The 13,407-nt window shown below is 63.6% G+C and carries 9 protein-coding genes and 1 tRNA gene; 9 read left to right on the top strand and 1 reads right to left on the bottom strand.

Annotation, left to right across the window (positions count from 1 at the left end; translation table 11 throughout):
- Nucleotides 1-28: 28 nt before the first annotated feature.
- The 3 genes from rpoD (at nucleotide 29) to NTD88_RS21490 (ending at nucleotide 5,837) form a co-directional block, all read left to right on the top strand.
- Entirely contained in the window at nucleotides 29-1,879 is a 1,851-nt protein-coding gene (gene rpoD / locus NTD88_RS21500) for an RNA polymerase sigma factor RpoD (RefSeq protein ID WP_095156168.1), read from the top strand.
- A gap of 124 nt (nucleotides 1,880-2,003) precedes the next feature.
- Nucleotides 2,004-5,747 (top strand): bifunctional diguanylate cyclase/phosphodiesterase, encoded by a 3,744-nt coding sequence (locus tag NTD88_RS21495; RefSeq protein WP_262153390.1) that lies wholly within the window; start codon nucleotides 2,004-2,006, stop codon nucleotides 5,745-5,747.
- 13 nt (nucleotides 5,748-5,760) lie between these two features.
- Nucleotides 5,761-5,837, top strand: a tRNA-Ile gene (locus tag NTD88_RS21490).
- A gap of 51 nt (nucleotides 5,838-5,888) precedes the next feature.
- Here the strand turns inward: NTD88_RS21490 and NTD88_RS21485 are convergent.
- Nucleotides 5,889-6,677, bottom strand: coding sequence for an AraC family transcriptional regulator (locus tag NTD88_RS21485; RefSeq protein ID WP_262153391.1), 789 nt, complete (start codon nucleotides 6,675-6,677; stop codon nucleotides 5,889-5,891).
- Between the two features lie 85 nt (nucleotides 6,678-6,762).
- Between NTD88_RS21485 and panB the strand changes: the two genes are divergently transcribed.
- The 6 genes from panB to pqqA all read left to right on the top strand — a co-directional run bounded on the left by panB (nucleotide 6,763) and on the right by pqqA (nucleotide 13,292).
- Nucleotides 6,763-7,584 (top strand): 3-methyl-2-oxobutanoate hydroxymethyltransferase, encoded by an 822-nt coding sequence (gene panB / locus NTD88_RS21480; RefSeq protein ID WP_262153392.1) that lies wholly within the window; start codon nucleotides 6,763-6,765, stop codon nucleotides 7,582-7,584.
- A gap of 57 nt (nucleotides 7,585-7,641) precedes the next feature.
- Entirely contained in the window at nucleotides 7,642-8,100 is a 459-nt protein-coding gene (locus tag NTD88_RS21475) for an Lrp/AsnC family transcriptional regulator (RefSeq protein ID WP_095156172.1), read from the top strand.
- 210 nt (nucleotides 8,101-8,310) lie between these two features.
- Entirely contained in the window at nucleotides 8,311-9,993 is a 1,683-nt protein-coding gene (locus NTD88_RS21470) for a flavin monoamine oxidase family protein (RefSeq protein WP_262153393.1), read from the top strand.
- 13 nt (nucleotides 9,994-10,006) lie between these two features.
- A complete protein-coding gene (locus NTD88_RS21465) occupies nucleotides 10,007-10,807 on the top strand; it encodes a carbon-nitrogen hydrolase family protein (RefSeq protein WP_262153394.1) in 801 nt (266 codons plus the stop codon).
- 41 nt (nucleotides 10,808-10,848) lie between these two features.
- Nucleotides 10,849-13,059, top strand: coding sequence for a pyrroloquinoline quinone biosynthesis protein PqqF (gene pqqF / locus NTD88_RS21460; RefSeq protein WP_262153395.1), 2,211 nt, complete (start codon nucleotides 10,849-10,851; stop codon nucleotides 13,057-13,059).
- A gap of 161 nt (nucleotides 13,060-13,220) precedes the next feature.
- Nucleotides 13,221-13,292: a pyrroloquinoline quinone precursor peptide PqqA gene (gene pqqA / locus NTD88_RS21455; protein WP_003243383.1), complete on the top strand. Its 72-nt coding sequence runs from the start codon at nucleotides 13,221-13,223 to the stop codon at nucleotides 13,290-13,292.
- Nucleotides 13,293-13,407: the final 115 nt, after the last annotated feature.

The following is a 13,407-nucleotide window of genomic DNA, read 5'->3' as shown; positions in this document are numbered from 1 at the left end:
CGCCAAGACCTTCAGTGGATAGGGTGTTATGTCCGGAAAAGCGCAACAGCAGTCTCGCATCAAAGAGTTGATCACCCGCGGTCGTGAGCAGGGCTACCTGACTTACGCGGAGGTCAACGACCACCTGCCGGAGGATATTTCAGATCCGGAACAGGTGGAAGACATCATCCGCATGATCAACGACATGGGGATCAACGTATTCGAGAGTGCTCCGGATGCGGATGCCCTTTTGTTGGCCGAAGCCGATACCGACGAAGCCGCAGCCGAAGAAGCCGCAGCAGCGTTGGCGGCTGTGGAAACCGATATCGGTCGCACCACCGACCCAGTGCGCATGTACATGCGCGAAATGGGGACCGTCGAGCTTCTGACCCGTGAAGGCGAAATCGAAATCGCCAAGCGGATCGAGGAAGGCATCCGTGAAGTAATGAGCGCTATCGCTCACTTCCCCGGTACCGTCGAATACATCCTCGGCGAATATGATCGCGTTACCGTCGAAGGCGGTCGGCTGTCCGACGTCCTGAGCGGCTACATCGACCCGGACGACGGTATTGCACCGCCGGCCGAAGTGCCTCCGCCTGTCGATCCGAAAGCCCCGGCCAAGGCCGAAGGTGACGAGGACGAAGACGAAGAGAAAGAAGGTGCCGAAGAAGAGGAAGAGACCGAAAGCGGTCCCGATCCTGAAATCGCGCGCCAACGTTTCGGTGCCGTCGCCGAACAACTGGAAGCTACCACCAAGATCCTGAAGAAGCATGGTCGCGGCAGCAAGCAAGGCGTTGCCGAGCTGCTGGCACTGGCCGAGCTGTTCATGCCGATCAAGCTGGTTCCGAAGCAGTTCGAAGTGCTGGTCGAGCGTGTTCGCGGTGCACTTGAGCGTCTGCGTGCCCAGGAACGCGCCATCATGCAACTGTGCGTCCGTGACGCCCGCATGCCACGCGCCGACTTCCTGCGTCTGTTCCCGAGCAACGAAGTCGACATGACCTGGAGCGGCGACCTCGCCAAGCGCAGCACCAAATGGGCTGAAGCCCTGGGTCGTCTGGACGCGGACATCGTGCGTTGCCAGCAGAAGCTGGTCGACCTCGAAGCCGAAACCGGTCTGACCATCGCCGAGATCAAGGACGTCAACCGTCGCATGTCGATCGGTGAAGCCAAGGCTCGTCGCGCCAAGAAAGAAATGGTCGAGGCCAACCTGCGTCTGGTTATCTCGATCGCCAAGAAGTACACCAACCGCGGCCTGCAGTTCCTCGACCTGATCCAGGAAGGCAACATCGGCCTGATGAAGGCGGTGGACAAGTTCGAATACCGTCGCGGCTACAAGTTCTCGACCTATGCCACCTGGTGGATTCGCCAGGCGATCACCCGTTCGATCGCCGACCAGGCCCGCACCATCCGTATTCCGGTGCACATGATCGAGACGATCAACAAGCTCAACCGCATTTCCCGGCAGATGCTGCAGGAAATGGGTCGTGAACCGACCCCGGAAGAGCTGGGCGAACGCATGGAAATGCCTGAGGACAAGATCCGCAAGGTACTGAAGATCGCCAAAGAGCCGATCTCCATGGAAACCCCGATCGGCGACGACGAAGATTCGCATCTGGGTGACTTCATCGAAGACTCGACCATGCAGTCGCCAATCGATGTCGCCACGGTCGAAAGCCTCAAGGAAGCAACCCGTGACGTGCTCTCGGGCCTGACCGCACGCGAAGCCAAAGTGCTGCGCATGCGTTTCGGTATCGACATGAACACCGATCACACCCTCGAAGAGGTCGGCAAACAGTTCGATGTGACCCGTGAGCGGATCCGTCAGATCGAAGCCAAGGCGCTGCGCAAGCTGCGCCACCCGACGCGAAGCGAGCATCTACGCTCCTTCCTCGACGAGTAATGACAAACCCCGGCACCCGCCGGGGTTTTTCTTTTCCGCTCGGAAAATCCTGCTGTCGGCAGCGGCCCTGTGGACGGAATGCCCGTCTACACTCGACTCTATCCATTAGATCGATGAGGCCGCTATGCCGAGAATGCCGGCCCTTCTGTTATCGCTCCTGCTGGCCTGGAGCGCGACGGCCGGCGCCTTGACCCTGACTGAAGAAGAGCAGGCCTGGCTCAGCGCGCACCCCAAACTGCGCCTGGGCGTCGATGCTTCGTGGCCACCGTTCGAATACCGGGACCAGGAAGGCCGCTACCAGGGATTGGCCGCCGACTACATTGCCGTGATTCAGGATCGCTTGAATGTCGCCTTCGAACCGGTGGAGCCAACCAGTTGGACCGCCGTACTCGAGCGCGCGCGGCAAAACCGGCTCGACCTGCTGCCCGGCGTCATGTCCACGCCGGAGCGCCAGGCCTACCTGTCCTTCACCCGCCCTTACCTCGACTTTCCCATTGTCATCCTGTCCCATGAAGGCGGTCCCCAGCCCAAGGCGTTGAAGGACCTCTACGGCCTGAAAATCGCGGTGGTGGAAAACTATGCGCCGCATGAGCTGCTGCGCACCCACCACCCCGACCTCAATCTGGTTGCCATGCCCAACGTCAGCTCGGCACTGCAAGCCCTGGCCACGGATGAAGTGGACGCGGTCGTCGGCGACCTTGCCTCCAGCGTCTGGAGCCTGCGCGAGCTCAAGCTTGAAGGGCTCTATGTCAGCGGTGAAACGCCTTACCGTTATCAACTGGCAATGGGCGTTCCGAGGGAACAGAAAGTACTGGTCGGCATCCTCGACAAGGTCATCGCCGACATGACCCCCGAGGAAATCAACAGCATCCAGCAGCGCTGGGTCGGCAATGTCCTGGACCACCGCACCTTCTGGTACGACCTGCTGACCTACGGCCTGCCCGGCGTGCTGTTCATGGTGGCGATACTGGCGGGGGTCATGCGCGTCAACCGCCGCCTCAGCTCCGAGATTTCCAGGCGCATCGCGCTGGAACAAGAACTGCGCAGCAGCGAATACCACTATCGCGGCCTGGTCGAGAGCCTGTCGGCCATTGCCTGGGAAGCCGACGCCAATGACTTCACCTACAACTACGTGTCGCCCCACGCCGAAGACCTCCTTGGCTACCCGCTCAGCCGCTGGCTGGAGCCTGGTTTCTGGCGCTCCATCCTGCACCCCGAGGACGCGCTGTGGGCGCAGGCTTACTGCGACGCAGAAACCGCCGCCGGCCGCGATCACAGCCTCGATTACCGGGTAATCCGTTCCGATGGCCGAACCTTGTGGATCCGCGACATCGTCAGCCTGATCGAACACGGTCATCGCCCGGTAATGCGCGGCCTGATGATCGACATCAGCGAGGCCAAATACACCGAGCAAGCGCTGCGCCTCTCAGAACAGAAGTTCGCGTCGGTCTTCCATCAATGCCCCGACATCCTGGTCATCGCTCGACTCAGCGACGGCTGCCTGCTGGAGGTCAACGAAACATTCGTGGAACAGATCGGCCTCAGCCCTTCCCAGGTCGTTGGCCGAACCGCCACCGAATTGAACATCTGGGGCGTCGAAGGCATTGGCGCCGGCCTGCTGGAACGCCTGCAGCGGGGCAGCGTGCGCAATCTGGAGATGAGTTTCCGTCGCAGTAACGGCCAGTTGTTCACCGGCCTGATTTCGGCAGAATCCTTCGACCTGGAAAGCACCCCGGCGCTGGTGGTGGCGGTGCGTGACATCAGCCAGCTCAAGGAAACCCAACAGCAACTGCAGATTTCCGAAGAGAAGTTCGCCAAGGCCTTCCACGCTTCTCCCGACGGCATGCTGCTGTCGCGTCAGAGCGATGGGCTGCTATTGGAGGTCAATGAAGGCTTTTGCCGCCTGACCGGCTTCGACAGCCATTCGTCCCTCGACCACACCGCCATCGACCTGGGCATCTGGGTCAACCTGAACGAACGCCGGCAAATGCTGGAGTTACTGAAAAAGGATGGCTTCGTCCGCGATTTCACCTGCAACCTGAGGCGCAGCGACGGGCAGATCCGCCTGTGCGAACTGTCGGCCCGGCCGCTGCCCATCGGCGGCATCGACTGCATGCTGACCATCGCCCGCGACATCACCGACCGCCAGCAGATGCAGGAAAAGCTGCAACTGGCGGCGACCGTCTTTGAAAACACCGCCGAAGGCGTGCTCATCACTGACACCGAGCAACACATCAGTGCGGTCAACCGGGCGTTCAGCGAAATCACCGGCTACAGCGAAGCCGAAGTCCTCGGCCAGACCCCGCGCCTGCTCGCCTCCGGCCAGCACGACAGCGCCTTCTACGCCGCCATGTGGCATCAACTGAGCGCGGAAGGCCACTGGCAGGGCGAGATCCTCAACCGGCGCAAGAACGGCGAGCTTTACCCCGGCTGGCTGACCATCAGCGCCGTGCGCAACCCGGAACTGGGCACCACGCATTTCGTTGCGGTGTTCGCCGATATCTCCAGCCTCAAGCACGCCCAGGCCAAGCTCGACTACCAGGCCCACCACGACCCACTCACCGGCCTGCCCAACCGCACGCTGTTCGAGAACCGTCTGCAAGCGGCGCTGCACTGCACGCAGGCATCGAGCCGCCAGGGCGCGGTGTTGTTCCTCGACCTGGACCGTTTCAAGCACATCAACGACAGCCTCGGCCACCCGGTAGGCGACTTGCTGCTCAAGGCCATCGCCCATCGACTGAAGGAACAGGTGCGCGACATCGACACCGTGGCCCGGCTTGGCGGCGATGAATTCATCATCCTGCTGCCCGGCCTGCATCAGGCCAGCGATGCCGAGCACATCGCACAGAAAGTGCTGACCTGCTTCAACGCACCGTTCCAGGCCGGCGACCACGAGTTCTTCTCCAGCGCTAGCATCGGCATCAGCCTGTACCCGCAGGACGGCGCCGATGTGGCCTCACTGATCCGCAACGCCGACGCGGCGATGTACCGCTCCAAGGCCAAGGGGCGCAACCGGGTCGAGTCCTACACCCGTGACCTCACTGCCCAGGCCAGCGAGCGCATCGCCCTGGAGCATGAACTGCGCCGGGCCATCGAGCGCAACGAGCTGAGCCTGTACTTCCAGCCCAAGCTGAGCCTGAAGAACCACACCCTGGTTGGCGCCGAAGCCCTGATCCGCTGGACCAACCCGACCTTCGGCGAGGTCCCGCCCGAGCACTTCATCCCGCTGGCGGAAGAGAACGGCATGATCCTGCTGCTCGGTGATTGGGTGCTGGAGCGTGCCTGCCAGCAGATGCACGAATGGAAGCGCCACTACCAGGCCTTCGGTCCGCTCTCGGTCAACCTTGCCGGCGCCCAGTTGCGCCAGCCGGGGCTGGTGCGGCGCATCGAGCAACTGCTCAAGACCTACCAGCTCAAGGCCGGCGACCTGCAACTGGAGATCACCGAGAACTTCATCATGAGCCAGGCCGAGGAAGGCCTGGCCATCCTCCACCAGCTCAAGCACCTGGGCGTGCAACTGGCGATCGACGACTTCGGCACCGGTTACTCGTCCCTCAGTTACCTCAAGCGCCTGCCGCTGGACATCCTCAAGATCGACCAATCGTTCATCCGCGGCCTGCCCGACGATCCCAACGATGCCGCCATCGCCCGCGCCATCATTGCCCTGGGCCGCAGCATGCAACTGACCATCATTGCCGAGGGCGTCGAGACCCAGGCCCAGCAGGAATTCCTCGCCGCCGAAGGCTGCGAACAGATCCAGGGCTACATCGTCAGCCTGCCGCTGCCGCCACACGCCTTTGCCGAGTCGTTTTTACGCATAGTACTTTCGGATCTTTCGGATGGCACTGCCTGGAATCCCTCGATATAATCCGCGACCTCTGGGGCCTATAGCTCAGTCGGTTAGAGCAGAGGACTCATAATCCTTTGGTCCACGGTTCGAGTCCGTGTGGGCCCACCAGATACCAAAAGCCGCGCACTGCGCGGCTTTTTCATTTCTCCCGGTCGGGCCTCAGCCCAGGCCGAGCGCATAAGCGCCGGGCGTCTCGCCATAGTGGCGCTGAAACAGCGCGATGAACGCCGACACCGAGTCATACCCCAACTCATTCGCCACCGCTGTGACGCTCGTGCCTTGCGCCAGCATCGGCAGCGCCGCCAGCAAGCGCGAGCGTTGGCGCCAAGCCTGGAACGACAGTTGCGTTTGCGCCTGGAACAGCCGCACCAGGGTACGTCGCGAGGCGCCGACCTGTTGTGCCCATTCCTCGATACCACGGTTATCGCCCGGTTCGGCCTGCAAGGCGGCGGTGATACGGCGCAGGCGCGGGTCGCTGGGCAGCGGCAGACTGAAAGGCGCCTCGGGCAGTTCGCGCACCTCATCCACCAGCACCTGCAACAGCCGCGCTTGCGGGCCCTGCTCGGGATAGTCGTTGGCGAAGTGGCTGGCCTTTTCGATCAGCTCGCGCACCAGCGGCGTGACCTGCACCACCGCGCAATCCCGCGCATAGCCCTTGAGGATGCCGTCGCCCAGATAGAGGCTGCGAAAGGCCAATGCCCGCTCGCTGTAGACGGTGTGGCGCACGCCGGGCGGAATCCACACGGCGCACTGCGGCGGCAGCAGATAGCTGTGGCGTTCGGTCAGCACCTGCATGATCCCCGCACTGGCGTAGGTGAATTGCACCCAGTCGTGGCTGTGCATGTCCACCCGATAGCCCGCCGGGATGTCGAACATGCGCCCGTGCACGGACCGGGTCAGTTGCCCCGGCACTGGCGGTACCGGGGCGGGTTGTCCCGTGTGCGGCATTGTTAGTCCCCTTTGCTCAAGTGAGCCAGAAAAGCCGATGTTAGCCTGCGCCGCGTCTCGTTGAACAACGCCAGGAGCACACGTCATGAGCACACAGATCCGCGCAAGCCGCCTGACCATTCCCGCCATCCGCCAGCGCAAGGGTGCTGGCAGCCTGGTGGCGCTGACGGCGTACAGCCTGCCGATGGCGCGCTGGGTGGATGCCCACGCCGACATCATCATCGTCGGCGACTCGGTGGGCATGGTGCTGTACGGCATGCCCAGCACCCTGGGCGTAACCCTCGACATGATGATCGCCCACGGCCAGGCCGTAATGCGTGGCGCGGAGCGGGCCTGCGTGGTGGTGGACCTGCCGTTCGGCAGCTACCAAGCCTCGCTGGAGCAGGCATTTCTCAACGCCGCGAAAGTGCTGCGCGGCACCGGCGCCCAAGGCATCAAGCTGGAAGGCGGCGAGGAGATGGCCGAGACGGTGGCCTTCCTTAGCAAACGTGGGATTCCGGTGATGGCGCATGTCGGACTGATGCCGCAGCAGGTCAACAGCCAAGGCGGATTCAAGGCCCAGGGCCGGGACGAAGAAAGCGCGGCGAAAGTGCGTCGCGACGCCCTGGCGATGCAGGCAGCCGGCGCGTTCTCGGTGGTGCTGGAAGGTATCGCCGAGCCACTGGCGCGGGCCTTGAGCGAGGAGCTGGAGATTCCCACCATCGGCATCGGTGCCTCACCGGCCTGCGACGGACAGGTGCTGGTGACGGAAGACCTGCTGGGGCTGTTCGGCGAATACCAGCCGCGCTTCGTCAAACGCTACGCCGAGCTGCAGGGGCCGATCGACCGGGCGCTGGGCGAGTATGCGCGGGAAGTGCGCGCGGGGGTTTTCCCGGCATTGGAGCACTGCTTCAAGGCGGCGGGTTGAGTCGCCCGGCGCCGTCTGTACACTGGGCCGACCTTCACCGTTGTACCCGGGAATCCCATGTCCGACAGCCGCACCGCCCTCGATGAAATCGACCGCCAGCTTATCGCCGCCTTGCAGATCAACGCCCGCGAAAGCGTCGCCACCCTCGCCCGCCAACTGGGCATCGCCCGCACCACGGTGACCTCACGGCTGGCGCGGCTGGAGAAGACCAAGGTGATCAGCGGCTACGGCGTGCGCCTTGGCCAGCGGGTAATTGATGGCGGGCTGCAAGCCTACGTGGGCATCACCGTGCAACCGCGCTCCGGGCGGGAGGTGGTGCGGCGATTGAGCGCCATGGGTCAGGTGCAGCAGCTTTGCGCGGTGAGTGGCGAGTTCGATTATGTGGCGTGGCTGCGCAGTGAGTCGCCGGAACAGCTCGATCAGTTGCTGGACCAGATCGGCAGCCTGGAAGGGGTGGAGAAAACCACCACGTCGATCATTCTGAGTAGCAAGGTGGATCGGGGGCAGCCGGTTTAGCTGGCGGCGGCCTGATCTGTAGGAGCGAGCTCGCTCGCGAAAACAAGCGCAACTGTCATTCTGCAAACACAACCCGTCAAATCGACCAAAAACACCACAAAACGACAACACTCTGCATCTTAATTACGAACACCCCACTCCCTAAAATTGACCCCAGGCATTTCCTATACTCAGGCTCCGCACCCCGCGCAGCCCCTGGCAAGGTCAATCATGAACAAGAACAACCGCCACCCCGCCGACGGCAAGAAGCCTGTCACCATCTTCGGTCCCGACTTCCCTTTCGCCTTCGATGACTGGATTGAGCATCCGGCCGGCCTGGGCAGCATTCCCGCCGAACGTCATGGTGAGGAAGTGGCGATCGTCGGCGCCGGTATCGCCGGGCTGGTGGCGGCCTATGAGCTGATGAAGCTGGGCCTCAAGCCGGTGGTCTACGAGGCCTCGAAGATGGGCGGGCGCCTGCGTTCGCAAGCCTTCGCCGGGACCGAGGGCATCGTCGCCGAGCTGGGCGGCATGCGCTTTCCGGTGTCGTCCACGGCCTTCTATCACTACGTCGACAAGCTTGGCCTCGAGACCAAGCCCTTCCCCAACCCGCTGACGCCCGCCTCCGGCAGCACGGTGATCGACCTCGAAGGCCAGACCCACTACGCGGAAAAGATCAGCGACCTGCCGGCCCTGTTCCAGGAAGTCGCCGACGCCTGGGCCGACGCCCTGGAAGACGGCTCGCGCTTCGGCGATATCCAGCAGGCGATCCGTGACCGCGATGTGCCGCGTCTGAAAGAACTGTGGAACACGCTGGTTCCGCTGTGGGACGACCGCACGTTCTACGACTTCGTCGCTACCTCGAAAGCCTTCGCCAAGCTGAGCTTCCTGCACCGCGAAGTGTTCGGCCAGGTCGGTTTCGGCACCGGCGGCTGGGACTCGGACTTCCCCAACTCGATGCTGGAAATCTTCCGCGTGGTGATGACCAACTGCGACGACCATCAGCATCTGGTGGTCGGCGGCGTCGAGCAGGTGCCGCTGGGTATCTGGAAGCACGTGCCCGAGCGCTGCGACCATTGGCCGGCCGGCACCAGCCTGGCGTCGTTGCACCGGGGTGCGCCGCGGCCGGGGGTCAAGCGCATCGCCCGCAATGCCGACGGCAGCGTGGCGGTCACCGATAACTGGGGCGATACGCGCAACTACGCGGCCGTGCTGACCACCTGCCAGAGCTGGCTGCTGACCACCCAGATCGAGTGCGAGGAATCGCTGTTTTCGCAGAAGATGTGGATGGCTCTGGACCGCACCCGCTACATGCAGTCGTCGAAGACCTTCGTCATGGTCGATCGGCCGTTCTGGAAGGACAAGGACCCGGAAACCGGCCGCGACCTGATGAGCATGACCCTCACCGACCGTCTGACCCGCGGCACCTACCTGTTCGACAACGGCGACGACAAGCCGGGGGTGATCTGCCTGTCCTATTCGTGGATGAGCGACGCGCTGAAGATGCTGCCGCACCCGGTGGAAAAGCGGGTCAAGCTGGCACTCGATGCGCTGAAGAAGATCTACCCGAAGGTCGATATCGCCGGGCATATCATCGGCGATCCGATCACCGTGTCGTGGGAAGCCGATCCGTATTTCCTCGGCGCCTTCAAGGGCGCGCTGCCAGGACATTACCGCTACAACCAGCGCATGTACGCGCACTTCATGCAGCAGGACATGCCCGCCGAACAGCGCGGCATTTTCATCGCCGGTGACGATGTATCCTGGACCCCGGCCTGGGTCGAGGGCGCGGTGCAGACCTCGCTCAACGCGGTCTGGGGCATCATGAATCACTTCGGCGGTCGCACCCACGCCGACAACCCCGGCCCGGGCGATGTGTTCAACGAAATCGGCCCGATTGCCCTGGCCGACTGACAGGAGATTTGCCATGCGTATCGCCCTCTACCAGGGCTCGCCGCAGCCGCTGGACGTTGCCGGCAACCTTGAGCGTCTGCAGCAGCAGGCGCAGGTTGCCGCCTCCCGCGGCGCCGAGTTGCTGGTGTGCCCGGAGATGTTCCTCACCGGCTACAACATCGGCAGCGAAGCCGTCGCCCGCCTGGCCGAAGCCGACGACGGCGCCTCGGCGATGCGCGTGGTGGAAATCGCCCAGGCCAACCGTATCGCCATCGTCTATGGCTACCCGGAGCTGGGCGACGACGGACGGATCTTCAACAGCGTGCAGTTGATCGACGCCCACGGCAGCAGCCTCGGCAACTACCGCAAGACCCACCTGTTCGGCGGCCTCGACCGGGCGATGTTCAGCCCCGGCGACAACCACTTCCCGGTGGTCGAGCTCAACGGCTGGAAGGTCGGCATGCTGATCTGCTACGACATCGAGTTCCCGGAGAACGCCCGCCGCCTGGCCATGGCCGGCGCCGAGCTGATCCTGGTGCCGACGGCGAACATGGAACCCTACGATTTCATCTGCCAGGTGACCGTGCGCTCCCGTGCCCAGGAGAACCAGTGTTACCTGGTCTACGCCAACTACTGCGGCGCCGAGGGCGAGATACACTACTGCGGCCAAAGCAGCATCGTTGGCCCCGACGGCAGCATCCTCGCCATGGCCGGGCGCGACAGCGCGCTGTTGTCGGCCGACCTGGAATTGCGTCGGGTCCACGAAGGCCGCGCCCACACGCCCTACCTGCAAGACCTGCGCAGCGAGCTGCACCGCGAGCCGCGCAGCGACTGATTTATCCGCTAGCATGATGGCTCGCGCGTTTCGGAGCCATCATGTCCAGCACCCTCCAGCACCTCATCCTGAGCAATGCCCTGCGGGTCAACCTGCGCCATGCGCCGCACCTCAAGCGTTGCGCGGCGGCGGTGCGGGTGCATGCCGGCAGCCATGACGCGCCCGCCGGCTATCCCGGCCTGGCGCATTTTCTCGAGCACCTGTTCTTTCTCGGCACCGTCCGTTTTCCGGTGGAAGACGGGCTGATGCGTTTCGTCCAACGCGAAGGCGGACAGCTCAATGCGAGCACCCGCGAACGCACCACCGAGTTCTTTTTCGAAGTGCCGCCGGCGGCATTCCCCGGTGCGCTGGAGCGGCTGTGCGAGATGCTGGCGAACCCGTTGCTGACGCCGGAGCGCCAGCGCGCCGAGCGCGAGGTGATCCATGCCGAGTGGGTCGCCTGGTCGGGCAATACCGAGGCGCAGCGCCAGTACGCGCTGTTGCGCAGCGTGTCGACGAAGCATCCGTTGAGTGGTTTTCATGCGGGTAACCGCGACAGCCTGCCAATCGATGAGCCGGTGTTTCAACAGGCGCTGAAGGCCTTTCATCAGCGCTTTTATCAGGCCGGGCAAATGACCCTGAGCCTGAGCGGGCCACAATCGCTGGATGAACTGGAACAGGCCGCGCGCGCGTTCGGCAAGCTGTTCGCGGCGGCAACGCGGACCGAGCAGACCGCGCCACCGGCCTTGCTCGACGGACCGCTGCGTGTGCCACCCATCGACGGCCAACTGGACCTGCTGTTCGCCCATGAGCATCTGCCGGACGGCGCCGACGAGGCCATCGATTACCTCACCACCTGGATCACCGACACGCGCCCGGGCGGGCTGCCGGCCGAACTACGCCAACGTGGCTGGCTGGAAGACTTCAGCTTCACCGCGCTGTACCAGTTTGGCGATCAGGCGCTGTTACATGCTCGATTGAAACTGAGCCCGAACGCCGATGCGGTCGAGGCCGAAGCGTTATTGCACGACTGGCTGGCGTTCTTCCGCGAGGCGGATCACAGCGCCCTGCTCCTGGAATATCAGCGCCTGCAAGCGTGTCGCGAAGCCAGCGCCGGCGCGCTGGAGCTGGCGCGGCGCGAGCGGCCGTTCCGGGCGCTGGATCAGCAGGGTCAGACGGCGCTGCGGGTATTGCTGGCGGACACCGGCGTGTCTCGTCATCCGTGGCGATTGCCGGAACCGGAGCCGCTGCTCGCCGCCACGGTTGCCGAAGTTGGAGACTCGCCCATACCCCCCGGATTGACCGTCAGCCTTGCCCTGCCCGCCGTTCGCCAGTACGCCGCGCTGTACCTGCGCCTGCAATTCGAAGATCAGGCCGGGCACCTTCGCGATGTGCTCAAGCCGCTCATCGAACGCGCCAGCCGCGCCGCAGTTGAACTGCAATGGACCCGCACGGCCAACACCTGGCAACTGCGCTGTGCTGGTGCGCCTGCGCCAGTGCTGGCAGTGATTGAACAAGCGCTGTTGCAACTGGACGAAGCCAGCCCCGCCGAGCCGGGCGCGGAGCCGCCGCTGATCCCGATCCGCGCGTTGATGCGGGAGCTGCCACACCACTTGCTCGCTCCCGCCGCGCCGGGTTGGACCGCGCTGTCCACCGGCTTTGACGAGGCGACGCAGAATGCTCTCAACCTGTTGCTGGCCAACCTCCCCGGCAACCCGATAACACTGCCGCCTCCAACACCGCCGGCCCGCCAATGGCATCGCTACGCCGAGGCCAACGGCGAAGCGGCCCTGCTGCTGTTCTGCCCGATCCCTGACGAAGCCAGCGGGCGGCTGCTCGGGCAACTGATTCAGGGCCCGTTCTACCAACGCCTGCGCAGCGAGCTGCAACTGGGTTACGCGGTGTTCAGCGCCTTTCGGCAAATCCAGGGGCACAACGGGCTGATGTTTGGCGTGCAGTCGCCGAGCGCCAGCCATGAAGAAATCCTCGGCCATATCCGCGCGTACCTCGCCCGGCCCGCGCTGGACCTCGGCAGCGCTCGCGAAGCCCTCGCCGTGCAACTGGCCGAACCGGCCATGCCCAATGCCGACGTCGCCGAATGGGCCTGGCAAACCCACCTGGCCGGCAACGACGGTTTCACCTTGGACCGCCTGTCGGCAGCCATCCTCACACGCAAGCAAGTGGATATCGACCGTGCTTGGAAGCGGTTGAACAGTGAAAAAAACTGGCTGCTGCTGGCCAACGGACCGCCGCCGCAGAGCGGCTGGCTGTGACTGTTACGGGTTTTGCAAAAGCTTTTCTGTAAAAATATTTAACCGTTCAGTTAATTTGTTTCGGTAAGATTGCGCAATCCCGAGACTTTGAACGCCCACCCGAAAGGGTGGACTAAATGAGTAGCGGTGCCCTCTCAGACCTATCCCGAAGGAGTAATCCCATGTGGACCAAACCTGCTTACACTGACCTGCGTATTGGCTTTGAAGTGACCATGTATTTCGCCAATCGCTGAGTCGATTCGCGGAACGACGCCTCGGTTGCCAGTGAGGTTGGGGACCCATCGCGAGCAAGCTCGCTCCCTGTAGGAGGGCGCCTTGGGGCGGTGGGCCGCCCAACCCCAATGCCCG

The organism is Pseudomonas sp. 20P_3.2_Bac5 (assembly GCF_025466035.1).
Taxonomy (GTDB): Bacteria; Pseudomonadota; Gammaproteobacteria; order Pseudomonadales; family Pseudomonadaceae; genus Aquipseudomonas.
This window is presented reverse-complemented; position numbering and strand designations above follow the sequence as displayed.